This window comes from Embleya sp. NPDC059213, assembly GCF_042754445.1.
Taxonomy (GTDB): domain Bacteria; phylum Actinomycetota; class Actinomycetes; order Streptomycetales; family Streptomycetaceae; genus Embleya.
This window is the reverse complement of record NZ_JBHZAV010000004.1, coordinates 150542-174081: the sequence shown is the minus strand read 5'-3', so window position 1 is coordinate 174081 and position 23540 is coordinate 150542. Positions and strand designations below refer to the sequence as shown.

Here is a 23540-nt window from a genome sequence, read left to right as displayed (position 1 = left end):
CGCCGACAACGACGGGAACCGGGTTCCCGCTGCCGAGCTTGTTCCGGCCGTCGCGTTGACCTATCGGGGCCGACTCCGAGGTCGGAACAGCCCCGGCACCGCGTGACTTCGCGAGTCGGGGCTGCGCCTGCGGTGCTTGTTTTGGGAACCGCTCAGCGACTCGACGCCGCCCCGCGGTTCACCCGACCGCGCGGTCCGGCGTGCCACGTCCACTGGCCGTCCCCGGTCACCGTGACGCCGTGCTGCTCGCGTGGGGGTTCACCCCGCGCCCGCCACGCTTGGTAGGCGGCCTCGATCTCCCGCCACAGGTCGCGCGGCCCGCCCTCGTTGACCTCGAACACGCGGGCGTCCGGTACGTAGTCAACGGCTGCCCAGGACTCCCCGTCGACGTACCACGTGGTGAACTCCCCGGCCCGCGCGCCCGATCCGAAGAACGTGCGTTGCTCGACATCGGGCAGCCGAAGGCCGATCGCGAAGTCCGCGTGCTCCTCCTGAAGGGGGCGCGGATCCGTCGTCGTGTGGCGGATCCTGCCCGCGTTCGGGTCCGCGATCACGTCGCCCACGAAACGCCGGGCCTCGAACCTCGGTCGCTGCGACCGGGCCCACATGAAGTTGACGTTTCCCACGAACCGGCCCGACGCCGTGCCGTCGTCCGCGACGACCAGACGCAGGAGCCCGGAGTTGTGGAAGGCCGTGCCCCAGGGCGTAAGAATCACCCCTCCGGGCCGGACCTGCTCCACCCACGCGTAGGGCACGTTCCGCACCGCCATGGCGGCGATGAGGCGATCGTAGGGAGCGCCCTCCTGGTACCCGCGCAACCCGTCGCCGACGATCAGGGTCGGCCTCGAATCGGCGGCACGCAGGGACTCCTGCGCCTGGATCGCAACGAGGGGATCCACTTCGACCGAGGTCACCCGACCGGCCGTGAGCGCGGTGGCCAACAACGCGGTGGACCACCCGGTACCGGTCCCGATTTCGAGAATCTCGTGATCCGGGTCGACGTCGAGTCGTTCGAGCATGAGCCGCACGAGCGAGGGTTGCGACGCCGACGACGTCGGGATCAGGCTCCCGCCCGGCATGCCGTCATCCATTTGGGTGACAAGCGGGATGTCGGCCGCCACCGCCTCGGCCCACGCCTCGGGGTCGGTGTCGCGGTCGATCCGGACGTCGTCACTCCTCCACACCTGCGCCGGGACGTACGAGCGCCGGGGCGTGTCCGCGAACACGGCGTCCCAGTCGACCAGGGCACTCACTTGTCCTTCTCCCTGTCCTTGTCGCGGTCCTTGTCCGCCGGTGGCACGGGCCTGTCCCACCGGCCATCGCACTGCCGCTGGGGGGTCTTGGCGTCGCCGTCCTTGTCGTCTTTGGCGTGGTCCGCCATCGTCGTGCCTTCCGAGTCGGTGGGTGTCGGGTCGTTGTCGGTCGGTGGCGGCATCGGTATCGCCGTCATCACCCCTCCTCTTCGTCGAGCGGAAACGGAGGCTCCGACCAATCGGCCACGGCACCCAACAGGCAGCCGACGCGCTCCAGATCGGACAACAACGCGAACCACTCGGCGCCGACCGGCGGTCGCACCGTCGCCAACATGCCCTGGTCCACAGCGCACAACTCCGCGAGCGTGCCGTCCGGCCGAAGGGTCGCGTCTTCCGCACCGACGTATCTCACGCTCCGGTACAGAATCGGCGTAGGCGGCCGAAGAATGACCAAATCCCCAACCCGGCAAGCGAATTCGATCCCACTGCGCAGCCGGAGGTGAACCTGCCGCCCCCGCACGTCCATAAGCACACCCTCGCGCCCCGAATACGCGTCGCGACACCACGCATGCCGATAGCGCTCGAAGAACGCCCACCCCCGATCGAAATCCTCCTGCGTACTCCCCGAAGCCCGCTGCCGAGTGGTCATCGCACGTTCCGTCCCCCCGAGCGCACCACGCGGAACCGCACCGACAACCGCCAGGTCCACAACAAACGAAGGTACGACCGAACTCGCGGCCTCCGGGGTGGGATGAACGCAGCACTATCGGCTTCCGCCCCGCCGACCCACTCCCGAACCAGCAGGCTCAACCGCTCGTCCTGCCAGTCGCGATCCACCACCGGCACAGGTACCGAACCGCGTTGAGTCCACCCGAATTGATATGTCATCGTGGGCACGTGTCCTTTCTGTGAGGCACGCGGGGAGTGGGGCGACTCGCCAAAGTTGAGCCCCACTCCCTACGCCCGTCGCGGCCCCATCCTTCGACCTGCGACGTTTTGAGCAAGGGAGTTGCCTCTCCGTTCCGTACACAGTCTGTCGCTCTACGTCCCCATCATGGGTCGGGAGAGCTAGCCTGTGCATCTCGGCACCGTTACCGATTTGCGGTGGAACGGAAGGGGGAACACCCGTGCGATATCAAGAAAAAGACGTCGATCCCAAAGGCTCGCCACGCCAGATGTATGGGCGTGAGATCCGGGTCAAGCGCAACAACCTCGGGATGTCACTGACGGCGTGCGCGTCGGTTCTGGGCTACAGCAAGGCATCGCTGTCCCGGTACGAGACCGGCGAGAGCCCCATTCCGCCGGACATGCCCGCCAGGCTGGATATCGCGTTCGAGACGGACGGGTTGTTCGGACGGCTGTACGAGATGGTGGAGCACGATCAATTCCCGGACCGCTACCGGGCGTTCATGGTGCTCGCGGCAAAATCGATCCAGATTTTGGAGTACGCGGAACAGACGATCCCCGGGCTGTTGCAGACCCCCGACTACGCTCGCGCGCAGTTCATCGGGTTTGCGCCCGGGGCGTTGGATGCCGAGATCGAACGGCTCGTAGTCGCGCGTATCCAGCGTCAACGGATCTTCACGCGGGAACACCCACCGCGCTATGGCGCGATCCTCGACCAGGCGGCCATCACTCGCCCGATCGGTGGCCCAGCAGTTATGCGCGCGCAACTCGAAGCACTGTTGCCCCGGATGGACACGGAGTTCGGCACGATCCAAGTCTTTCCGTTCAGCGCCGGAGCCCATAGCCTCTTGGGTGGATCGCTGACGCTGCTGACCCTGCCCGAAAGTGAGCCCGTCGCTTATCTCGAAGGCAGCCACACTGGGCAGTTGCGCGAGGATCCCACCACTGTCGCCACCCATCAAGCGGCATACGATCGTCTACGAGCCTACGCTCTCTCCCCGAGAGAGTCGGCGGCGATGATCCGGGCAGTCATCAAGGAGTTGGAAGCATGCGAGAAACCCGTGGCGCAAACATCACGACTTGGCGAAAGAGCACGCACAGCAACGGGGATGGGGGCAACTGCGTCGAGGTCCGCGATGATCTCCCGGGCATCGTCCCGATACGCGACTCGAAGGACCCGAGCATCGGACACCTGACGATCGGCGCGGCATCCTGGACGGCACTGACCGACGCACTCCGCGACTGACCCGGCCCTGACCGCACCCGCGTTCTACGCGATACGCAATCGGTCGGCGAGAGCCAGTAGTTGCGTCGGCCTGCGGTGCTCGCGGGAGACGAGGTCTGCGACGACTCGGCGGGACGTGCCGTGGTAGCGCATCCATTCGGGGGCGGTGTGTTCGGCCTTGAGGATGGCGCGGGTTGCCCGGTCGTCGTTGGCGAGGTCGATGTCGATGCGGTCGGCGCCGATCCGGGCGGCGGCGTTGGCGAGGCCCGGCTCACCCGCCCTCCGCTCCCCGTGCCTCGAAATTCTCGTGGCACAGGGAGCGTCGGCGGTTCTCTCGATGAGGGCCTTCAGACGGTGTCGACCCAGAAGGCTTCGATCCAGCGTGCCTGACCGGTGCTACCGATCCAGTAGGCGCCGACCCACGGCCACCCCCACGGATACCCCGATTCGGGCTGGAAATAGGTGCCCCCTTGCCAGCCGACATCTTGTATGTGGCCGGCTGCCACGACCGAGTTCGGTCCGGAGTTGAAGAAGGCCAGCTCCTCCAAAGGCTGCAAAAGCGGGGTATACATGACTACCGAGGCGTCTGCATTATTGTCGTCGAAGCTGAGGGGAAATATCGACCCATAGCCGAAATCGCTCCAATGACCTCGGAGTCCCAGGTTGTAGCCGAACGGCGGATGCTGGTACCACAGAAACTGAACGGCGACGATGGGGTCGTTATTGCCTGCATTCCCCACATAACCGGGATTTAGCACATCATTGGAGAGTTTCCAGTCCCCCCAGACCTGCGTATTGCTCCGGCTCAGTGCGCGGTACCACAGGGTGCCACCGTCGGCACTGCGGGCCGACCCTGCCGGAGCGGCCTCTCGCCGCATCTTGGACAAGGTCTCGGCGGGGACCTTGACCCTCGCCCCACCGTCCCGGTCGGCACTCTTGGGGACGACGAACCTCTCCCCGCCCAGGGTGATCGTCTTGGTGGATTCTTCGTTCGCCTGAGCCGAAGCCGGGACGATTGCCCCCGCCAGTCCTATCAGGGAAGCCGCCAGCAATACGGCAATTCTTCGCATGGAAAACCCCATCGCAGATTGAAGTTAATTGATTAAGTCATCCATACTCGAACGCGTCAAGGCTGCATTTTCGGCCAGCAGAATTGCCCTGTAATCGACTACATACCAGCCATAATGTGATTCCCCGGCGTCCGGTCACCGGCCCGGACTCGGCTCGTTTCCCTCACGCGCCGAACATGTCGCGGCACGCCGCCAGTCCCTCGATCTCGGCCGGGATCGTGCGGTGTTCGAGCCAGGCGTCCCTCGTCAGGCGCAGGCGTTGCAGTGGGCGCGGGGTGTTGTCCTCGTTGTGCAGGACGTCGAGGCCGTCGTCGGCGTAACCCAGGCGTCGCGACACCGCGAGGGAGGGGGCGTTGTCCGGGAAGGCGGACGAGACGGCCCAGTGTGCGCCGAGGCCGGCGAAGGCCAACTCCAGGATCGCGGCCCGCATTTCGGTGCCGAAGCCGCGCCCCTGGTGGGCCTGTCCCAGCCACGATCCGGAGGAGACCTCGCGCCGACGGGCGAAGTCCTTGGCGCCGCAGTCCTGGGTACCGATGATCACGCCGTCGTGGACGACCGCGAGGAGCAGTCGCCAGTTCTCCGGCTGCCAGTTCGCCCAGGTGGCCCAGTAGTGCTTGAGGCCGTTGCGGGCGAACATCGGTTGCGGCTGACGTGTCCACGGCTCGCTGAAGGGCATCCGGTCGGGCGCGTGGATGCCGCGCGCGGCCAGTTCCACCAGCTCTACCAGGTCGTCCTGGCTCGCCGTACGCAGTTCCAGTCGGGGCGTGGTCACTCGCAGGCCGAACACGGGCCAATGGTCAGTCAGCATGGTCGATTCTCGACGCCACACACGGTCCCACGCGAGCGAATTCCGCCGCCGAGACGGCCTGCTACCGCGCTCCCGCCGCCGGGGCCAGCCCATGCAGCAGCAGGTCGGCGAACGCGTCGCCGACCTGTCGCGGCGACATCGGGCCGTCGAGCTGATACCAGCTGTTGAGGTGGTGGACGCCGCCGAAGAAGTTGTGGGTGGCGATGTCGGCCGACACGTCCGCGCGCAACAGGCCCTCGTGCTGGCCCTGTTCGATCAGCGAGCGGAAGCGGTCGTGGTAGCGCCGCCGCTCGGCCCGGATCTCGTTGCGCTTGTCCGGCGCGAGCAGATGCATCGAGCGGAAGTAGACGACGGCGTCGTCGATGTTGCCCAGCGTGGTGACCACGACATCCGCCGCCGCCTCGCGCAGGCGGTCCACGACCGGCTCGGAGCCGTCCGCGATGGTGTTCAGCCGCTCGGTCTGCATCGCGAGCACCCGGTGGTAGATCTCCACCAGGAGGTCGTCCTTGGACGCGTAATAGTGGTACATCGCGCCCTTGGTGACGCCGGCGGCGGCCACGATCTCCTGGACCGAGGTGCTCTCGAAGCCCCGCTCGGCGAACATCCGCGAGGCGATCCGCAACAGTCGCTGGGGCAGGGGCGCCCCGTCGACCTCGGCCTCGGACCCAACCGGTGCCGCGTTGCCGCGACCTCTAGCCGCCATGATGTCCAACCTTTCGAGGGAGCGTTCGACGCTACCCTAGCCAAGATACCGACCGGTCGGTACCGTATTTTGCGCACGGTACGTTTTCGCGCACCCTACGGCCACGAAACGTCCGCGCCGTCCGCGACCAGGGAGAGGCAGGCGCCGGTGGACTTCAGCTACGACGCACGGACCGAGGAACTGCGCGAGCGGCTGCTCGCGTTCATGGCCGAGCACGTGTACCCCGCCGAAGCCGTGTTCACCGAACAGGTGGCCGAGCCGGGTGCCGATCCGTGGGGCCGGCCGCCGGTGATCGAGGAGCTCAAGGTCGAGGCCCGCAAGCGCGGCCTGTGGAATCTGTTCCTGCCGGGCGCCGAGGGCGCGGGGCTGAGCAACCTCCAGTACGCGCCGCTGGCCGAGATCGCCGGCCGCAGTCCGCACCTGGGCCCGGAGGCGCTCAACTGCGCCGCGCCGGACACCGGCAACATGGAACTGCTGCACGACTTCGGCACGCCCGAGCAGCAGGAGCAATGGCTGAAGCCGCTCCTGGAAGGCACCATCCGCTCGGCGTTCTGCATGACCGAGCCCGACGTCGCCTCCTCCGACGCCACCAACATCACCACGCGCATCGTGCGCGACGGCGACGAGTACGTGATCGACGGCCGCAAGTGGTGGTCCTCCGGCGCGATGGCGCCCACGTGCGAGATCCTGGTCGTGATGGGCAAGACCGACCCGGACGCGCCGCGCCACCGCCGGCAGAGCATGATCCTGGTGCCGCGCGACACCCCGGGCGTGCGGATCCGCCGCGGCATGCACGTCTTCGGCTACACCGACGGGCCGCACGGCGGGCACGCCGAGGTGGTCTTCGACAACGTACGGGTGCCCGCCGCGAACCTGGTCGGCAACGCCGGCGACGGCTTCGCCATCGCGCAGGCCCGGCTGGGCCCCGGCCGGATCCACCACTGCATGCGGCTGATCGGGATGGCCGAACGCGGCCTGGAGCTGATGTGCCGCCGAGTGGTCGCCCGCGAGGCGTTCGGCGGACCGCTCGCCGACCAGGGCGTGATCCAGGAGTGGATCGCCGAATCCCGGGTGCGCATCGAGCAGTTGCGCCTGCTCGTGCTCAAGACCGCGTGGCTGATGGACACCGTCGGCAACCGCGGCGCGCACCGGGAGATCCAGTCGATCAAGATCGCCACGCCGCTCACCGTCGAATGGATCCTGGACAAGGCCATCCAGGCGCACGGCGCCGGCGGCCTGTCCCAGGACTTCGTGCTCGCGTCGTTGTGGACGCACGCCCGCACACTGCGGCTGGCCGACGGGCCGGACGAGGTACACCGCCGTTCGCTCGCCCAGCGCGAGCTCAAGTCCTACCGAGAGGCAGCCGCCCAGTGAGTGACGCGTCCCGTCCCGTAGCCATCGTCACCGGCGCCAGCCGAGGCATCGGCCTGGGCATCGCCCAGGCCCTGGTCGCACGCGGCGACCGGGTCTGCGTGACCGCGCGCGGCGCGGACACACTCGCCGAGGTGGTCGCCTCACTCGGCGGCCCCGAACACGCGATCGGCGTCGCCGGAAAGGCGCACGACCCGGCCCACCAGGACGCGGCGGTGACCGCGACCATGGAGGCGTTCGGCCGGATCGACATGCTGGTCAACAACGCCGGCATCAACCCGGTGTACGGCCCGCTGGTGGAACTCGACCTCGACGCCGGGCGCAAGATCCTGGAGGTCAACCTGCTAGCCGCGCTCGCCTGGACCCAGCGTGTGCACAAGGCGTGGTTGGGCGAGCACGGCGGCGCGATCGTCAACGTCTCCTCGCTGGCCGGCGAGCGGCCCGCCCACGGGATCGGCTTCTACGGCGTCAGCAAGGCCGCGCTGACCCACCTGACCGCCCAGCTCGCGAGCGAACTCGGCCCGCGGGTAAGGGTGAACGCGGTGGCGCCGGCCGTGGTCAAGACGGTCTTCGCGAACGCGCTGTACGAGGGCCGCGAGGACGAGGTCGCGGCGGCGTATCCGCTGGCCCGGCTCGGCGTGCCCGAGGACGTGGCCGGCGCGGTGGCGTTCCTGCTGTCCGAGCAGGCGAGCTGGATCACCGGTCAGACGCTGCTGGTCGACGGCGGCGTGAGCCTGTCCGGCGGCGTCTGATGACCGCGCTCGCCGGCGCCGGCGTGGTGATCACCGGCTCCGGCGCCGGGATCGGCGCGGCGCTGGCCCGGCGCTTCGCCGCCGACGGCGCCCGGGTGGTGGTCAACGACCTGGATCCGGACGCGTGCCGTGCCGTCGCCGCCGAGATCGACGGCATCGCGCTGCCCGGCGACGCGGCCGGCGAGGAGGGTGTCGCGGCGCTGGTCACCGGCGCCCGCAAGGCGCTCGGCGGCGAGATCGACATCTACTGCGCCAACGCCGGCATCGGCGAGGGCAGCGGCCTGGACGCCTCGGAGCAGTCCTGGGACCGCTCGTGGGACGTCAACGTGATGGCGCACGTACGCGCCGCCCGGCTGCTCACCCCGGCCTGGCTGGCCCGGGGGCGCGGCCACCTGGTCACCACGGTCTCCGCCGCGGGCCTGCTCACCATGCTGGACGCGGCGGCGTACTCGGTCACCAAGCACGCGGCCTACGCGTTCGCCGAGTGGATGTCGATCACCTACGGCGCCAAGGGCATCACCGTGCAGGCGGTCTGCCCGCTGGGGGTGCGCACCGCGCTGATGGGCGCGTCCGGCGAGGCGGCCCGGCTGCTCCTGGACGACGGGGCGATCAGTGCGGCGGAGGTCGCCGAGGTGGTCGCCGAGGCGATCACGGGCAACGCCCCGTTCCTGGTCCTGCCGCACCCCGAGGTGGCCCGGATGTACGCGGGCCGGGCCGCCGACCCGGATCGTTGGCTGGCCGGGATGCGCAGACTCCAGTCGCGACTGGAACAGGCGAAGGAAGACCGAGCGCGGGAGAACTGACCGCCGGACCCGGGGCCGAAGCACATCTTCGGCCCCGGGCGGGCTCATCCGCGGCGCAGCGCGGCCAACTGCTCGGCGAACGGCACCACTTCCTCGACCGGGTCGGGCCCGGCCGCGGCCTGCGGCAACCCCGCCGCGAGGTCGGCGAGTTCGCCACCCGCGCGGGCGATCCGCGCGGCCATGTCGTCGCCGGCACCCGCCGACGTGCCCCAGTCCTCCGTCGCCGCGTAGACCGAGGTCGGTACGACCGTGGCTCGCAGGTAGGCGAACAGCGGGCGCAGCGCGTGCTCCAGGGCCAGCGAGTGGCGTGCGGTGCCGCCGGTCGCCGCGATCAGCACCGGCTTCCCGGTCAGCGCGGTGTTGTCCAACACGTCGAAGAACGACTTGAACAGCCCGCTGTAGGACGCGGTGAAGATCGGCGTGACGGCGATCAGGGCGTCCGCCCGGGTGACCGTGTCGATCGCCGCGCGCAGCCCCGGCGGCGGGAAGCCGGTGATCAGGTTGTGCGCGATGTCCACCGCGACGTCGCGTAGTTCGACCGTGTGCACGTCGACCTCGACGCCCCGATCGACCGACTGCCGCCTGGTCGCCTCGGCCAGTCGGTCGCCGAGCATGCGGGTGGACGAGGGTTTGCCCAGCCCGGCCGAGACGACCACCAGCTTGACCGGTTGCGCCATGGTGATCCCTGTTCCCTTCTCTGTCGTTGCGCCGGATGTCCGGTGATGGGTGCGACCGGTCAGAGCGCCGGCGCGCTCTCGCCGGCCGCGACCTGCGCCGCCGCCTCGTCCCGCCGGGCGACCAGTGCCGCGTGGGTCGGACCGGCCGGCACGTCGGCCGCGCGTCGGGCGGCGAACTCCCGGCGCAACACCGGCAGTACCTCCTCGCCGAGCAGGTCGAGCTGTTCCAGCACGGTCTTCAGCGGGAGTCCCGCGTGGTCCATCAGGAAGAGCTGACGCTGGTAGTCGCCGAACGAGTCGCGGAAGGTCAGCGTCTTGTCGATGACCTCCTGCGGGCTGCCCACGGTCAGCGGCGTCTGGTCGGTGAACTCCTCCAGCGACGGACCGTGGCCGTACACCGGCGCGTTGTCGAAGTAGGGGCGGAACTCGCGTACCGCGTCCTGCGAGTTCCGGCGCATGAACACCTGGCCGCCGACCCCGACGATGGCCTGCTCGCGCGTACCGTGGCCGTAGTGCTCGAAGCGGTCGCGGTAGAGGTTGATCAGCCGGACGAAGTGGTCGCGGGGCCAGAAGATGTTGTTGGCGAAGAATCCGTCACCGTAGTAGGCGGCCTGTTCGGCGATCTCGGGGCTGCGGATCGAGCCGTGCCACACGAACGGCGGGACGCCGTCCAGCGGTCGCGGGGTCGAGGTGAAGCCCTGGAGCGGGGTCCGGAACCGGCCCTCCCAGTCCACCACGTCGTTGCGCCACAGCTCGTGCAGGAGCGCGTAGTTCTCGATCGCCAGCGGGATGCCCTGGCGGATGTCCTGGCCGAACCACGGGTAGACCGGCCCGGTGTTGCCGCGACCCATCATCAGGTCCACCCGGCCGTCGGCCAGGTGCTGGAGCATCGCGTAGTCCTCGGCGATCTTCACCGGGTCGTTGGTGGTGATCAGCGTGGTGGACGTGGAGAGGATGATCCGCTCGGTCCGGGCGGCGACGTAGCCGAGCAGCGTGGTCGGCGACGAGGGCACGAACGGCGGGTTGTGGTGCTCACCGGTCGCGAACACGTCCAGGCCGACCTCCTCGGCCTTGAGCGCGATCGCCACCATCGCCTTGATCCGCTCGTGCTCGGTGGGCTCCCGGCCGGTGGTGGGGTCGACGGTGACGTCTCCGACGGTGAAGATCCCGAACTGCACGATGACCACTCTCTCAGTAGTTGAACACTCAATCAACTGATGAAAGCAGGATCGGGTCCGAGCTATTCCCGAAGCGCGCACGGGCCTGCGGCCGGATCCGCCACCCCTTCCTCGCTACTCGCTACTCGCGCAGGATTTGCAGGCTTACCGCCAGTTCGGCTTCGGTCACCCGGGCTGCCGTGGTGGCGTCGCGGGCTCGGATCGCGGCCACCATGGCCGCGTGGGCGTCGGCGCCCGGGTCGGCGGAGGCAGTGCGCAGGCCCTGTTCGTCCATGGCCGCCAGCAGGTCGAGCAGGCCCGGGCGCATGGTCACCTGGAAGACGGCGAACAGGTCGGTCAGCACCTCGTTGTGGGCCGCCGCGACGATGCTCGCGTGGAAGGCGATGTCCGCGTCGATGTACGCCTCGTCGTCGCCGAGCGCCGCGGCCCGCGCGGCCAGGCCCGCCTCCAGCGCGGCGAGGTCCTCGTCGGTGCGCCGCTCCGCGGCCAACATCGCGGCCCGTACCTCGATCAGATTGCGTACCTCGTACACCTCGACCGCCGAGGCCCGCCGCAACCGCGCCGGCAGATCCTCGACCGGTTCGGTGGCGATCACGAAGACGCCGGACCCCTGCCGGGACTCGACCAGGCCGGCTCCCGCCAGGGCCCGGATCGCCTCGCGCACGGTCGAGCGGCCGATGCCCAGTTCCGCGCCGAGCGCCACCTCGCCGGGCAACTTGCCGCCCACCGGCCAGCGCCCGGCGGCGATCTGGTCGCGAAGCCGCTCGGCCGCCTGGCCGACCAGCGGGCTGCGGCGCAGGGGGCCGAACGTCATCGCGTCACCATCACGTCTCAGGTTGTCTGACGAATTGCCCGAATCCTAGCCGGGAAGCACGCCCACCCCCTCCCGCTCCCCCGCGCGAGCCCGATTCACCGCCGAGATCGTCGCGCGCACCGAGGCGGCCAGGATCGAGGTGTCGATGCCGACGCCCCACCGGGTGACCCCGTCGACGCGGCACTCCAGGTACGACGCCGCCTGTCGGTCGCCCCCCGCGCCGATCGAGTGCTCGACGTAGTCCAGGATCTCGACCCGGATGCCGGCCGCGCCCAGAGCCGAGGTCAGCGCGGACAGCGGACCGTTGCCGGTGCCGTCCACCGGGCGACGGCCGGCCGCGTCGGTCAGGGTCCCGGTGAACCGGTGCCGCCCGGGTCCGCCCTCCTGCACCCGCCATTCGGTGACCTCGATCGGCGAGTGCCGGTCCAGGTACTCGCCCTGGAACAACGCGCCCAGTTCGGCCGCGGTGATCTCCTCGCCGCTGTCGTCGGTGGCCTCCTGGACCACCCGGGAGAACTCGATCCGGAGCCGGCGCGGCAGGTCCAGCCCGTGCGCGCTCTGCATCAGGTAGGCGATGCCGCCCTTGCCGGACTGGCTGTTGACCCGGATCACCGCCTCGTAGTCACGACCCACGTCGGCCGGGTCGATCGGCAGGTACGGCACGTCCCACGGCGCCTGCGCCGCGGTCGAGCCCAGCCGTTCGGCCTGCCGCGCGTGGTGCGCGAAGCCCTTCCCGATCGCGTCCTGATGGGTGCCGGAAAACGCGGTGTAGACCAGGTCGCCGCCATAGGGGTGTCGCGCGGGTACCTCGATCCGGTTCGCGTACTCGACCGTGCGCCGGATCTCGTCGATGTCGGAGAAGTCGATCATCGGATCCACGCCCTGCGTGTGCAGGTTCAGCGCGAGCGTGACCAGGTCCACGTTGCCGGTGCGCTCGCCGTTGCCGAACAGGCAGCCCTCGATCCGCTGCGCCCCGGCCAGCAACGCCAGTTCGGCGCAGGCGACCCCGGTACCACGATCGTTGTGCGGATGCACGGACAGGATCACCGCGTCCCGGCGGGCCAGATGGCGGTGCATGTACTCGATCTGGTCGGCGTAGACGTTCGGCGTGGCGATCTCGACCGTGGCCGGCAGGTTGTGGATCACCGGTCGATCCGGGCTCGCGTCCCACAACTCGGTGAGGCTGTCGCACACCTCCAGGACGTAGTCGGGTTCGGTCAGGTTGAACACCTCGGGCGAGAACTCGAAGCGGATGTCCGCCCCCGGCCGCGCGTCCGCGCCGCGGGCCACGTCCTTCGCGCCGGCCAGGATCAGGCCGTGCAGCGCGGCCCGGTCGTGCCCGAGCACGACGTCGCGCCAGGTCGGCGCGGTCGCGGTGTACATGTGTACGACGGTGTGCGGCAGGCCCTCGATGGACCGATGGGTGCGTTCGATCAGGTCGGTCCGGGCGGCGGTGAAGACCACGATCGTCACGTCGTCCGGAACCGCGTCGCTCTCGACCAGGTGTCGGACGAAGTCGTAGTCGGCGCGGCTCGCCGACGGGTAGCCGACCTCGATCTCCTTGAAGCCCATCGCCACCTGCAGGTCGAACATCCGCCGCTTGCGCGCCGGGTCCATCGGCTCGGCCAGCGCCTGATTGCCGTCGCGCAGGTCCACCGGGACCCACAGCGGGGCCTGTTCGATCCGCCGGGTCGGCCAGGTGCGTCGGTCGGGGTCGATCTCGACCCGAACCCGCTCGTGCGCCGGGCGGTAGCGGTGATACGGCATCGCGCTCGAACGTTGCCGGTTCCAGTGCGGTCGGCCGTCGGGAATCGGGCCGGCCGGGGTGCGCAGGGTGGGAAAGCCGTGTTCGGTCATGGTGCGGGGTCGTCCTCGCCGTTCGAAGGGGTCGACCGGCAGCACCGAACCCCGCGGCGGGGCGCCGGTCGGCTCAGACCCCGCCGCGGCGACCGAGAAGAAGGACGCGCGGCTTCATGGCGGTGACGCTAGCACAAGTTGTCTGACAACCTGATGTCTTTGGGCGGGAGTGAACGCCGGCGAATGTGCGTGCGGAACGCCGCGAACAAGGCCACGCAAACAAGAAGGAGGCGCCGACCCGGTTACCCGGGGGCGCCTCCCCTGTGCCGACCGCGTGGAGTCGGGACGTTCAGAGGTTGCTCAGCTTCGCGTAGGGACGGCAGATGCGCTCCTGGCGCGATCCGAAATCGACAGTGACCGCGATGTCCTCTTCGACACCGACGATCCGACCGAGTCCGTACTGATCGTGCGTCACTCGTGCACCGAGTTCGAAATCCTCGATGATGGGAGCGACCGGGACATTGAAGGGACTGGTGGGCAGAATGCGCCGGGTCACGGCTGACGTCGTCATCCCCACCAGTATGCGCCTGTCGGGTGACGCGCGGGGCGTTCGGGGGCGGTATAGGCGAAGCCGTAACCGGAAAGTGTCCCCACGATATGGCGGTTCGAATCCCGTATGCGCCCGTCGAACCCGACCGATATGCCCCGCTCGCAACTTCGCCGCAGGTCACGCGGGATCCGGCCACAACCGGGCCGTGCACCGTATGCGCACAACGCCCCGGTAAACCCGATTGAGCCGATCGGGCGACGCCCGAACGGATCGCCGACGCCCGTTCGGGGGCACCGCACGGGGCGGCGCCGAGACGCTCGCGACGGGGTCGCGACCCGCCGCCACGACGCCCCGCGACACCCCGAGCCACCCGGTCCGGCCGCCGCCCGCCGATAGGGTCGCGGCATGAGCGAGAGCACTGCCCCGGTGGACATCGAGCTGGTCAGGCCGCCCGAAATCCTGCTTGCGCACGAGGAGGTACGGGTCTTCCACGGCGGCATCCTGCGGACGCCGGCCGGGCTGTACACCACGATCGGCATGGAGACCTCGGCCCGGCCCGCCGGCCCGCGCCCGCCGGCGCCGCCGCTGTTCGGGCAGTACGGGGTATCGGTGACCCGCTCGGGCGACCGCTTCGCCCGGTCGGCGCTGGCCACGACGTTGTCGGCCGGGCCGATCCGGTTCACCTCCTGTTTGTTCGGCCATGTCCCGGACGGCGATCTCGTGCTGGACCTGGTATTGCCGACCATCCCGCGTCGCCTGGTGTTGCGCTTCGACTCGGAGCGGCACGACGGCACCGGATTGGCACTGGTCGTGCCACCCGCCATCGTGCGCAACGAGGCGGGCGTGACGTTGTGGCACGCGGGCGTATTGGCCACGGAGGCCGGTCGGCTCACCCACCTGGAGGCGACCTCCGCCGACGATCGCGCGCTGGGCGGCGCCCGCTGGGACGTCGAGCACAAGCCGCTCGCGGTGACCTGGGACGACCCGACGCCGGCCCGCGAGGCGCAGCAGCGGGGGCGGGACTTCGTGAGCACGGACAGTTGGATCGCCGCACCGCACGCGCGCGGCACGTTGTCCTGCGGACCGCTGGACGTGACGCGGGAGTTCTGACCGAGGGCGATCCGCCGGCGGGCGGCGGGCGGGCCGGCGCCGCGCCGGGTCCGGGCCGGGCCGGGGTCCGGCGACGTGTGGCCGCCCGGCCTGGAGGTCCGAGCGGCCGGTTTGCCGCGCAGCCGGTCCGCGGTGACGTCGGTGTCGTGGGTGACGTCGGGGTCGTCGCCACAGAAGCTCCATCGGGCCGACCGGGCCGGTTCGGTGCGCTTTGCCAATTCTTGGCTTTACGGGCGTATAGCCACGGTCTATGTTTACAGCCGTAAGCACACAGGCGTTAATCAGGGGGTACCGCGTGAGCAGCCAAGAATCCCGATCACCCGATGCCGGCTTCGCCGACGTTTCGGAGGCCGCCGGCCACCCGCGTCGGTGGGCCGCGCTGCTCGTGCTCAGTTCGACGCTGGTCGCGGTGACGCTCGACAACTCGGTGCTCAACACCGCGCTGCCCTCGTTGGCGAAGGGGCTGGACGCGTCGACGTCGGATCTGCAATGGATCACCGACGCCTACACGCTGGTCTTCGCCGCCCTGCTGCTCCTGGCCGGCAGCCTGGGCGCCCGGTTCGGCGCCCGGCACGCGCTGCTCGGCGGTCTCGCGTTGTTCGGCGCCGGATCGGCGATCGCGGCGCTGTCCTCGACCGCGGCCGAACTGATCGCCTGGCGGGCGGTGATGGGCCTGGGCGCGGCGTTCGTGATGCCCGCGACGCTGGCCATCATCATCCGGATGTTCCCGCCGGTGGAACGCCCCAAGGCGTTCGCCGTCTGGTCCGCCGCGGCCGGCGTGGGGGTGCTGATCGGCCCGGTCACCGGTGGCGCGCTGCTGATGCACTTCTCCTGGTCCAGCGCGTTCTGGATCAACGTGCCTCTCGTGCTCGCCGCGCTCGTCGGCATCCTGCGCATCGTGCCGAGCGTTGCGCGCCAGGGCACCACCCGACTCGACCTGCCCGCCGCCGTGTTGTCCGTCGTCGGCCTGGGCGCGCTGGTCGACGCGATCATCGAGGCGCCCGAGCGCGGCTGGACCGCGCCGCTCACCCTCGTCGAGGCGGGCGTATTCGTGCTGTGCACCGCCGCGTTCGTGGCCTGGGAACTGCGCCGCGACGAACCGATGGTGCAGGTACGGCTGTTCGCCAACCGGGGCTTCGTGCTCGCCGCCGCGACGCTGGCGGTGACCTTCTTCGCGCTTTTCGGCACACTGTTCGTGCTGTCCCAGTACTTCCAGCTCGTACACGGATACAGCCCGCTGAAGGCGGGCCTGTCCGCGATGCCGTTCGCGGTGGCGATGGCCACGATGTCCGGCCTGTCGCCGGTGGTCACCGCCCGGCTGGGCATTCGCGGCACGCTCACCGGCGGACTCGGCGCGATCGCGATCGGCCTGTCGGTGCTCGGCCTGACCACCGACGCCGACACCCCGTTCGTCGTACTGGCCGCGGAGATGGCCCTGGTCGGGGCCGGCATGGGCATGATGATGGCCCCGGCGAGCATGGAGATCACCGCGTCGGTGCCGGCCCGGTTCTCGGCGATGGCGGGTGCACTCAACAGCGTGGTCCGCGAACTCGGCGGCGTGCTGGGCATCGCGGTGGTCGGCACGCTGGTCTCCACGCACTACCGGTCCGAGATGGCCGACCTGCACCCGACCGGCCCGGCCTCGGTGGCCGAACGCGACCTGCCCAGCGCGCACGCCGTTGCCGCGCACCTGTCCCCCGAGGACGGCCACCGGCTCACCTCGGCCGCCGACCACGCCTTCACCACGGCGATGAACAACGGCGCCCTGGTGGCGGCGGCGGTCGCCGCGATCGGCGCGATCGTGGTCGCCTTCGGCCTCCCGCGCCGCACGGTCAGCACCTCGGTGGCCACCGGGCGACCCACCGAATCGACCGACGCCCGGGCGGTGCCCGCCGCCTGACGGAGCGTCATCCCGGCACCCGGCGACCGGCCCGACCCGGTCGCCGGGCATCCGTCGTCGGGCGGCCCGTCGGCGACACACCGGAGGAGGCACCATGCCCGCGAGCGCCGCCGGCCCGCCTCGTACGCTGGCCGCCATGGACGACGATCACGGACCCACCCGCCGACGCAATCGCCGCGGCCAGGGAGCGAGGTTGCGGGACGACATCCTGGCCGCGGCCACCGCCCTCATCGAACGCGACGGACACGCGGGCGATGTGACGCTGCGCCGGATCGCACGCGAGGCCGAGATCACCGCGCCGTCGATCTACGCGCACTTCAACGACCTGAACGACATCCTCGACACCGTGCTCAACGGCTACTTCGACGAGTTGCACGCCACCATCGTGGCGGCCTCCGCCGCGGACGCCGAACCGAATGGGGCGCTGCTCAAGGGCTGTCGGGCCTACGCCCGGTTCGCGATGGACCGCCCCGGCCGCTACCGCGCGCTGTTCCTGCGGATGCCCCCGCAGGTCGTCGACCCGGCGGCTCCGCCGTTGCCGCCGCCCAGTCGCCGGGAGGTCTTCCAGACCCTGGTCGACGCGGTGGCGAACACCTCGTCGGCCGACCGCCCGACGGGGACGGACCCGTTCGAGGACGCGTTGGCCGTGTGGGCGGCGATGCACGGCGCGATCCTGCTGCGGATGACGACGCCCGGCTTCGGCTGGCCGCCGCTCAACGATTTCATCGACACGCTGGTCACCCGGACGGCGCGGCTCACCTGAGCGACCCGGCACAGGTCGGCACCGGCAACCGGTATGTCCGCTCTTGTGGGCGTTACCCGATGCGGGCGTGCCATCCCGGGCTCGGACGTGGAAGGGTGTCCCCACGGATCGCATCCAGTTCGAGAGCAGGAACGCACCATGGCTGACGAGACACCCGCGAACGAGACACCCGAGGAGACGGTCGTCGAGGCCACCGAGCCGGAGACGCCCGAGGACGAGACCAAGCGCAAGTTCCGCGAGGCGCTCGCCCGCAAGCGCGGCACCAAGACCGACGGCACCGGCGACGGTCCGGGCGGCGACGGGTCCAAGATCCACGGTGCGCACGGGCCCGCCGCGCAGCAGCGCTCGTTCCGTCGCAAGAGCGGCTGAATCGGACCACCCCGCACGCCGATTCGAGTCACCGAATCGGACCAGCGAGGGACTGCCTTCGCCGGGTTACCGAGCAGTAGGATCGCCGGATCGCGAGATCTCGTGGCATGCCTCCTGCCCGCCCGGCGAAGGGTCCCCCGTGTTCGACTACGACGTTCTGGTCATCGGTTCGGGTTTCGGCGGTTCGGTCGCCGCGTTGCGGCTGACCGAGAAGGGCTACCGGGTCGGCGTACTCGAAGCCGGTCGCCGGTTCGCCGATGCCGACTTCCCCAAAACCTCGTGGCAGTTGCGCGACTTCCTGTGGGCGCCGGCCCTGGGTCTGACCGGCATCCAGCGCATCCACGTGCTCAAGGACGTGGTGGTGCTGGCCGGCGCGGGTGTGGGCGGCGGTTCGCTGAACTACGCGAACACGCTGTACGAGCCGCCGCAACCCTTCTTCGACGACCCGCAGTGGGCCCGCATCACCGACTGGCACGCCGAACTCGCGCCGTACTACGCCCAGGCCGAACGCATGCTGGGCGTGGTGACGAACCCGCACATGACGCCCGCCGACGAGCACATGAAGGCCGTCGCCGAGGAAATGGGCGCGGGCGACACCTTCCGTCTCGCGCCGGTCGGCGTGTTGTTCCCCGAGGAGGGACAGTCGCCCGGCGAGGAGGTGGCCGACCCGTTCTTCGGCGGAGCCGGGCCGCGCCGGACCACGTGTACCGAATGTGGTTCGTGCATGACCGGTTGCCGGGTCGGCGCGAAGAACACGCTGCTCAAGAACTACCTGTACCTGGCCGAACGGGCGGGCGCCCAGGTGCACGCGGAGCGTACGGTGCGCCGGGTCCGCCCGCTGGGCGCGGGCCGGCACCCGGACGGGTCCACCGGCGGCTATGCGGTGGAGACCGTCCACACCGGGCCCGCGACGGCGCCGCGCGCGCCCCGCACCTGGACCGCCGAGCAGGTGGTGTTCGCCGCCGGCACGCTGGGCACCCAGCGGTTGCTGCACCGGATGGCGGCCGAGGGTACGTTGCCGCACCTGTCCGGCACGCTCGGCCGGTTGACCCGGACCAACTCCGAGGCGCTGGTCGGCGCGGTCGCCCCGACCACCGGGGTGATCGACGCCACGCGCGGAGTGGCCATCACCTCCTCGTGGCACCCGGACGCGGACACCCACATCGAACCGGTTCGCTACGGCAAGGGCTCCAACGCGATGGGGCTGTTGCAGACCCTGCTCACCGACGGGGACCGGCCCCGGGTGCGCCAATTCCTGCGCGAGTCGTGGCAACACCCGGCCCGGTTGCGGCTGATGAACGTGCGCAACTGGTCCGAGCGGGCGATCATCGCGCTGGTCATGCAGTCCCGGGACAACTCGCTGACGGTGTATCGCCGACGCGGCCTGTTCGGCCGGACCCGGATCACCACCCGACAGGGCCACGGCGAGCCCAACCCGAACTGGATCCCGGCCGGCCACGAGGCGGTCCGACGGATCGCCCGACGACTGGGCGGGGTGGCCGGCGGCACCTGGGGCGATCTGGCCAACGTGCCGATGACCGCGCACATTCTGGGCGGTTGCGTGATCGGCGACTCGGCCGCGACCGGGGTGGTCGACCCGTACCAGCGCGTGTACGGGCATCCGGGACTGCATGTCCTGGACGGTGCGGCGGTCAGCGCGAACCTGGGCGTCAACCCGTCCCTGACCATCACCGCCCAGGCGGAGCGTGCGACGGCGCTGTGGCCCAACCGCGGCGAGGCCGATCCCCGGCCGGAGTTGGGCTCGGCCTATCGGCGGATCGCCCGCACCGCACCGGTGGCGCCGGCGGTCCCGGCGGACGCGCCGGGGGCGTTGCGACTGCCGATCGTGGAGGTGCGGTCGGGACCGCGGTCGGCACAGGACTGACGGCGGGCGCGGCAGCGGCTCGGCTCGTGTAGTCCCTAGCCACGTGCCGCTCGGGCGTCGGCCGCCCATTGCTTCGCGTGCCAGGTGTCCGCGATCTCGGCGGCGCGGTCGAAGTGTGCGCGGGCTTCCCTCTCCCGGCCCAGGAAGCGGGCCAGTTCGCCCAGGTCGTGGGCCGGTGGCCGGATCGCCAGGGACAACCCCGCGCACGCGGGTGCGGCGTCGCGCAGCGGGAGCAGGGTCGGGTAGAGCGCGGCGGCCTCCTCGTGTTCGCCCAACGCCACCACCACCGCCGCGCGGAAGACCGACATCGGGGTGTGGAAGAAGTCGCGGCGGATCGGCTCGATCACCGCCCGGATCGCCCGCGCCTGCTCGATCCGACCGTCGGCGGCCACCGCGAGGGCGCACAGGTCGGCCACGAACGGCCCGAAGTCGGCCAGGATCCCCAGTGCCTGTGGCGCGAGTTCGCGGATCCGGCCGCGGCCGAGCAGGATCGTGGCGAGGGCGAGCCGGCGCAGACCGTACGCGTGCAGCGAACCCTGCGCGATCATCGGCTCGGTGGCCCGGAGGTAGTACTCCTCGGCCTCGTCGTGGCGGCCGTCGATGTGCGCGAGAGTGGCGAGCGCGCAGCCGCCGACGCCGATCGCCTCCGGCATCCGGTAGCTTTCCGCGATCGCCGTGCTCTCCTCGACCAACCGGCGCGCGACGGCCGGATCGTTTTGGTCGGCCGCGGCGATGGCCTGGTTGTACCGGCTGTACCAGCGATACTCCGGCAGGTCGAACGCATCTGCGATCCGGGCCAGTTCGGCGGCGGCCTCGGCCCGGGCCGGCGCGTCCGGCAGGCTGTCCAGGTTGCCGGTGAGCGTGGTCAGGGCGAGTGCGTGCAGGTCGGGATCGCCCAGGTCGGCGGCGAGCGCGACGGCCTCCTCGGCCATCGCCCTGGGCCTCGGCTCGATGTCCTCCCCCATCAGCTCGCCTGCGTAGCCGTTCAACAACCGGCATCGGGTCCGCGGGTCGAGGTCGGTGCGCGCGATCAGCCGGCGCAACACCGCCAGCACACCCAGGTCCAGGCTTCCGTACGGCCGGCTCTGCCACGGCGTGGGCACCGTCCACGCGGTGAACGCGGCGATCGTCAGGTCGTCGCGGTGCATCGACTCGGCGGCCTCGAAGGCGCGTTGCCGGGTCAACCGGGCCGCCCCGACGTCGCCGGCCCGGACCTGGGCGCGCAGCAGCCGGCCGAACAGGTCGGCCCGCCGCCCGTCCCGGTCGCCGGCGGTGTCGGCGGGAATCCGGTCCAGGCATTCCAGCGCCCGGCCGAGCAGCTCGACGGCCGTGTCGTGGGCGAACCGGCGCTCGGCCAACTCGGCTGCGGCCACGCACACTTCGACGGCCCGGGCGGCGGTGCCGGCGGTGGCCGCGTGGCCGTAGTGGTAGGCCAGCGCCGAGACGTCGCCGCTGCCGAGACGTTCCAGGGCGGCGGCGATGCGGCCGTGCATCCGGGTGCGGCGCAGCCCGCTCAGGTCCGCGACCATCGTGTCGCGGACCAGCGCGTGCACGAACCGCACCCGCCCGGGGGCCGGTTCGGTGAGCAGCCCGGCGATCAGGCCGGCGTCCAACGCGTCCAGCACGCCGCCCTCCTCGACCTCGGCCGCGTGCACCAGCACGTCCACGTCGACCTCGCGGCCCGCCACCGAGGCCAACCGCAGTACCGCGACGGCGGGTTCGGGCAGCCGGGCCAGCCGTCGGCGCAGCACGTCGCGGACCCCCTCGGGCACGTCGGAGAGCGCGACCAGGGCCCCTTCGCTGTCCAGCAGGCGGGCGCTCTCCCGCACGTAGAACGGATTGCCGCCGGTGCGTTCGGCCAACGCGGTGATCGTCGCGGAGTCGACGGGCGTCTGGGACACGGCGTCCACGACCCGGGCCACGGCGGCCTCCGGCAGGCCGGGCAGCGCCAGTCGGACCGGCGATCGGCGGGCCAGTCCGGCCAGGGTCTCGGTGAGCCGGCCGGCCACCTCGTCGGGACGGTAGGCGGCGACCACGAACAGCGGCGCGCCGGCGGCCTCGCCGTCGGCCGCGGCGGCGAGCAGGGCCAGCGTTTCGGCGTCGGCGCGGTGCAGGTCGTCCAGCAGGATGGCCAGCGGCCGACGCCGGGCGCCGGCGGCCAGCCAGGACCAGACCGCGCGGTGCAGCCGGAACCGGCCCGCCGCGGTGTCCTGCCCGGGCCCCTCCGCCGGGTCGTCGCCCAGCAGCGGCGCGAGGGCGGCGGCCGACTCGGCCGGCGGCGGCACGATCTCGGCGATCGCCCGCAGCGCCTCCACCCACGCCCACGCGGGCGGTGCGCCGTCGACCTCGGGACACCGTCCGGTGGCCACGAGCAGCCCGGCCCGCTCCAGTTCGCCGGCGAGTCGGCTCAGCAGCGCGGATTTGCCCAGTCCGGCCTCCCCGGTCACCAGCGCGACCCGCAGGCCGGCCGCTCCGACCCGGCCGGCCGCGCCCAGCAGCGCGGCGAGTTCGTCGTCCCGTCCGACGAACAGGTCGGCGGGGCCGCCGGGTCGGGGGTGGATGTCGGCGTCGGGGACCGCGCCGAAGGCCGGCGCCGCGGTCGGGTGCGCCAAACTCGCGGGCACCGCGTCGCGGTCGGTACGGGCAGCGGGCCGGTCGGCGTCGGCGCGACCGGTCGTCGGTCGGCCGGCCGCCCCGGCGGTTGCCTCGTCCCGATCGCCCGCCGCAGCCCGGTCGGCGACGCCGGTCGCCGACCGGAGTACGTCCATGCGGCGACCCAGGATCGCCGCCTCGACCTCGGCGAGGGCGGGCCCCGGGTCCAGGCCGACGTCGGCCGCCAGGACCGCGCGGGCCCGGCGCAGCGTGGCCAGCGCGTCCGCTTGTCGGTTGTCCGCCCACAGCGCCAGGGCGTGCAGACGCCAACCCTCCTCGCGCAACGGCGCCTCGTGGGTGAGCCGTTCGGCGTCCGCAGCCGCGCCCGCTGCGGCGCCCGAGCGCAGGCCGGCGGCGATGTGCAGTTCGCGTGCGCTCAGTTGCAGTTCGCTCAACCGGGCGGCCTCGGCGAGGGCCCACGGCTCGTCCGAGGCGGCGGCGAACGCCGGGCCGCGCCACAACGCGAGCGCCGCCTCGACCAGGGTGCGCGCCTGGGCCGGGTCGGTCTCGGCCCGCTCCCGCGCGGCGCGGAGCAGGTGCTCGAAGCGCCACGCGTCCACCGCGTCGTCCGGCAGGCGCAGGGCGTAGCCGGGTGCCGCGCTGACCAGGATCGTGGCCGGGGCCCGTCGCGGTCGACCCGGTTCGAGCAGGCGACGCAGGTTGGACACGTACGCCTGGAGGGAGGTGACGGCCTGGGCGGGTGGTTCGCCGCGCCACAGGTCCTCGATCATCCGGTCGATCGACACGACCCGCCCGCGCGCGGCCACCAGGAGCGCGAGCACGGCGCGCTGGCGCGGACCACCCAGTGGCACGGTCGCATCGTCCACGTCGGCCTCGAACGGGCCGAGCACACGCAGGTAGACCATCCATCCCCCTATCCGGTTCGAGCGGCTCGGCCGGCGGCGAGCCGCTCGCCGGACAACTCCGTCGGGCGGCTCCATGTTCCTTCCAGGA

21 protein-coding genes and 1 pseudogene are annotated in these 23540 nt (G+C 71.1%); 10 read left to right on the top strand and 12 right to left on the bottom strand.

What is annotated here, in order from left to right:
• Positions 1 to 152: 152 nt before the first annotated feature.
• From ACFXMF_RS03315 to ACFXMF_RS03305, 3 genes are read right to left on the bottom strand one after another with little or no spacing between them, the layout of a single operon-like run.
• Entirely contained in the window at positions 153 to 1253 is a 1101-nt protein-coding gene (locus tag ACFXMF_RS03315; RefSeq protein ID WP_379988150.1) for a methyltransferase domain-containing protein, read from the bottom strand.
• Positions 1250 to 1450, bottom strand: coding sequence for a hypothetical protein (locus ACFXMF_RS03310; protein ID WP_379988151.1), 201 nt, complete (start codon positions 1448 to 1450; stop codon positions 1250 to 1252). Before ACFXMF_RS03310 ends, ACFXMF_RS03315 begins: the two co-directional genes overlap by 4 nt.
• Complete coding sequence (locus ACFXMF_RS03305; RefSeq protein ID WP_380020499.1) at positions 1450 to 1665, bottom strand: hypothetical protein; 216 nt, start codon at positions 1663 to 1665, stop codon at positions 1450 to 1452. Before ACFXMF_RS03305 ends, ACFXMF_RS03310 begins: the two co-directional genes overlap by 1 nt.
• A 763-nt stretch (positions 1666 to 2428) precedes the next feature.
• Here ACFXMF_RS03305 and ACFXMF_RS03300 point away from each other — a divergent pair.
• Together ACFXMF_RS03300 and ACFXMF_RS03295 are read left to right on the top strand one after the other, a co-directional pair.
• A pseudogene (locus ACFXMF_RS03300) lies at positions 2429 to 3172 on the top strand (helix-turn-helix domain-containing protein); the annotation flags it as partial.
• Between the two features lie 35 nt (positions 3173 to 3207).
• Entirely contained in the window at positions 3208 to 3405 is a 198-nt protein-coding gene (locus ACFXMF_RS03295) for a DUF397 domain-containing protein (protein ID WP_379988153.1), read from the top strand.
• A 326-nt stretch (positions 3406 to 3731) separates the two neighbouring features.
• Here the strand turns inward: ACFXMF_RS03295 and ACFXMF_RS03290 are convergent, their stop codons facing one another.
• The 3 genes from ACFXMF_RS03290 to ACFXMF_RS03280 all read right to left on the bottom strand — a co-directional run bounded on the left by ACFXMF_RS03290 (position 3732) and on the right by ACFXMF_RS03280 (position 5965).
• Positions 3732 to 4466, bottom strand: coding sequence for a hypothetical protein (locus ACFXMF_RS03290; RefSeq protein WP_379988154.1), 735 nt, complete (start codon positions 4464 to 4466; stop codon positions 3732 to 3734).
• 151 nt (positions 4467 to 4617) lie between these two features.
• Positions 4618 to 5262: a GNAT family N-acetyltransferase gene (locus ACFXMF_RS03285; RefSeq protein WP_379988155.1), complete on the bottom strand. Its 645-nt coding sequence runs from the start codon at positions 5260 to 5262 to the stop codon at positions 4618 to 4620.
• A 61-nt stretch (positions 5263 to 5323) separates the two neighbouring features.
• Entirely contained in the window at positions 5324 to 5965 is a 642-nt protein-coding gene (locus ACFXMF_RS03280) for a TetR/AcrR family transcriptional regulator (RefSeq protein ID WP_360313323.1), read from the bottom strand.
• A gap of 147 nt (positions 5966 to 6112) precedes the next feature.
• Between ACFXMF_RS03280 and ACFXMF_RS03275 the strand changes: the two genes are divergently transcribed.
• Genes ACFXMF_RS03275 through ACFXMF_RS03265 form a run of 3 tightly spaced genes read left to right on the top strand, consistent with a single transcriptional unit; the run spans position 6113 to position 8891 of the window.
• Positions 6113 to 7339, top strand: a complete 1227-nt coding sequence (locus ACFXMF_RS03275) for an acyl-CoA dehydrogenase family protein (protein WP_360313325.1) — start codon at positions 6113 to 6115, stop codon at positions 7337 to 7339.
• The gene (locus ACFXMF_RS03270) at positions 7336 to 8088 is read left to right on the top strand and encodes an SDR family oxidoreductase (RefSeq protein WP_360313327.1); all 753 of its coding nucleotides are present in this window, start codon (positions 7336 to 7338) and stop codon (positions 8086 to 8088) included. The genes ACFXMF_RS03275 and ACFXMF_RS03270 overlap by 4 nt, the downstream gene beginning before the upstream one ends.
• On the top strand, positions 8088 to 8891 hold the full coding sequence (locus ACFXMF_RS03265) for an SDR family oxidoreductase (protein ID WP_360313329.1): 804 nt from the start codon (positions 8088 to 8090) through the stop codon (positions 8889 to 8891). The genes ACFXMF_RS03270 and ACFXMF_RS03265 overlap by 1 nt, the downstream gene beginning before the upstream one ends.
• A 44-nt stretch (positions 8892 to 8935) precedes the next feature.
• On the opposite strand, the gene ACFXMF_RS03260 is transcribed toward ACFXMF_RS03265, so the two are convergent.
• The 5 genes from ACFXMF_RS03260 to ACFXMF_RS03240 all read right to left on the bottom strand — a co-directional run bounded on the left by ACFXMF_RS03260 (position 8936) and on the right by ACFXMF_RS03240 (position 13928).
• Positions 8936 to 9568: an FMN reductase gene (locus tag ACFXMF_RS03260; RefSeq protein ID WP_379988156.1), complete on the bottom strand. Its 633-nt coding sequence runs from the start codon at positions 9566 to 9568 to the stop codon at positions 8936 to 8938.
• A gap of 59 nt (positions 9569 to 9627) precedes the next feature.
• A complete protein-coding gene (locus ACFXMF_RS03255; protein WP_360313333.1) occupies positions 9628 to 10746 on the bottom strand; it encodes an LLM class flavin-dependent oxidoreductase in 1119 nt (372 codons plus the stop codon).
• A gap of 121 nt (positions 10747 to 10867) precedes the next feature.
• Positions 10868 to 11560 carry an FCD domain-containing protein gene (locus ACFXMF_RS03250; protein ID WP_360313335.1) on the bottom strand — a complete coding sequence of 231 codons (693 nt, stop codon included), beginning with the start codon at positions 11558 to 11560 and terminating at the stop codon, positions 10868 to 10870.
• Positions 11561 to 11605: 45 nt separating this feature from the next.
• Positions 11606 to 13417: a 2-isopropylmalate synthase gene (leuA, locus tag ACFXMF_RS03245; RefSeq protein WP_360313337.1), complete on the bottom strand. Its 1812-nt coding sequence runs from the start codon at positions 13415 to 13417 to the stop codon at positions 11606 to 11608.
• Positions 13418 to 13706: 289 nt separating this feature from the next.
• Complete coding sequence (locus tag ACFXMF_RS03240) at positions 13707 to 13928, bottom strand: hypothetical protein (protein WP_026218929.1); 222 nt, start codon at positions 13926 to 13928, stop codon at positions 13707 to 13709.
• 384 nt (positions 13929 to 14312) lie between these two features.
• Between ACFXMF_RS03240 and ACFXMF_RS03235 the strand changes: the two genes are divergently transcribed.
• The 5 genes from ACFXMF_RS03235 (at position 14313) to ACFXMF_RS03215 (ending at position 19934) form a co-directional block, all read left to right on the top strand.
• Entirely contained in the window at positions 14313 to 15017 is a 705-nt protein-coding gene (locus ACFXMF_RS03235; protein WP_379988157.1) for a hypothetical protein, read from the top strand.
• 295 nt (positions 15018 to 15312) lie between these two features.
• Positions 15313 to 16917, top strand: coding sequence for a DHA2 family efflux MFS transporter permease subunit (locus ACFXMF_RS03230; protein ID WP_379988158.1), 1605 nt, complete (start codon positions 15313 to 15315; stop codon positions 16915 to 16917).
• Positions 16918 to 17053: 136 nt separating this feature from the next.
• Complete coding sequence (locus ACFXMF_RS03225; RefSeq protein ID WP_360313343.1) at positions 17054 to 17680, top strand: TetR/AcrR family transcriptional regulator; 627 nt, start codon at positions 17054 to 17056, stop codon at positions 17678 to 17680.
• Positions 17681 to 17818: 138 nt separating this feature from the next.
• Positions 17819 to 18049 (top strand): DUF5302 domain-containing protein, encoded by a 231-nt coding sequence (locus ACFXMF_RS03220; RefSeq protein WP_355547702.1) that lies wholly within the window; start codon positions 17819 to 17821, stop codon positions 18047 to 18049.
• Positions 18050 to 18188: 139 nt separating this feature from the next.
• Entirely contained in the window at positions 18189 to 19934 is a 1746-nt protein-coding gene (locus ACFXMF_RS03215) for a GMC oxidoreductase (RefSeq protein ID WP_379988159.1), read from the top strand.
• 35 nt (positions 19935 to 19969) lie between these two features.
• Here ACFXMF_RS03215 and ACFXMF_RS03210 read toward each other — a convergent pair whose 3' ends face one another.
• The gene (locus tag ACFXMF_RS03210; protein WP_379988160.1) at positions 19970 to 23452 is read right to left on the bottom strand and encodes a BTAD domain-containing putative transcriptional regulator; all 3483 of its coding nucleotides are present in this window, start codon (positions 23450 to 23452) and stop codon (positions 19970 to 19972) included.
• Positions 23453 to 23540 lie beyond the last annotated feature (88 nt).

What these genes read in the sequence shown, in the direction of transcription:
- ACFXMF_RS03250 (WP_360313335.1), bottom strand. Translation starts at nt 11,560, where the DNA reads ATGACGTTCGGCCCCCTGCGCCGCAGCCCGCTGGTCGGCCAGGCGGCC.
- ACFXMF_RS03220 (WP_355547702.1), top strand. Translation starts at nt 17,819, where the DNA reads ATGGCTGACGAGACACCCGCGAACGAGACACCCGAGGAGACGGTCGTC.
- ACFXMF_RS03295 (WP_379988153.1), top strand. Translation starts at nt 3,208, where the DNA reads ATGCGAGAAACCCGTGGCGCAAACATCACGACTTGGCGAAAGAGCACG.
- ACFXMF_RS03260 (WP_379988156.1), bottom strand. Translation starts at nt 9,568, where the DNA reads ATGGCGCAACCGGTCAAGCTGGTGGTCGTCTCGGCCGGGCTGGGCAAA.
- ACFXMF_RS03265 (WP_360313329.1), top strand. Translation starts at nt 8,088, where the DNA reads ATGACCGCGCTCGCCGGCGCCGGCGTGGTGATCACCGGCTCCGGCGCC.
- ACFXMF_RS03285 (WP_379988155.1), bottom strand. Translation starts at nt 5,262, where the DNA reads ATGCTGACTGACCATTGGCCCGTGTTCGGCCTGCGAGTGACCACGCCC.
- ACFXMF_RS03310 (WP_379988151.1), bottom strand. Translation starts at nt 1,450, where the DNA reads ATGACGGCGATACCGATGCCGCCACCGACCGACAACGACCCGACACCC.
- ACFXMF_RS03240 (WP_026218929.1), bottom strand. Translation starts at nt 13,928, where the DNA reads ATGACGACGTCAGCCGTGACCCGGCGCATTCTGCCCACCAGTCCCTTC.
- ACFXMF_RS03280 (WP_360313323.1), bottom strand. Translation starts at nt 5,965, where the DNA reads ATGGCGGCTAGAGGTCGCGGCAACGCGGCACCGGTTGGGTCCGAGGCC.
- ACFXMF_RS03210 (WP_379988160.1), bottom strand. Translation starts at nt 23,452, where the DNA reads ATGGTCTACCTGCGTGTGCTCGGCCCGTTCGAGGCCGACGTGGACGAT.
- ACFXMF_RS03235 (WP_379988157.1), top strand. Translation starts at nt 14,313, where the DNA reads ATGAGCGAGAGCACTGCCCCGGTGGACATCGAGCTGGTCAGGCCGCCC.
- leuA (WP_360313337.1), bottom strand. Translation starts at nt 13,417, where the DNA reads ATGACCGAACACGGCTTTCCCACCCTGCGCACCCCGGCCGGCCCGATT.
- ACFXMF_RS03290 (WP_379988154.1), bottom strand. Translation starts at nt 4,466, where the DNA reads ATGGGGTTTTCCATGCGAAGAATTGCCGTATTGCTGGCGGCTTCCCTG.
- ACFXMF_RS03225 (WP_360313343.1), top strand. Translation starts at nt 17,054, where the DNA reads ATGGACGACGATCACGGACCCACCCGCCGACGCAATCGCCGCGGCCAG.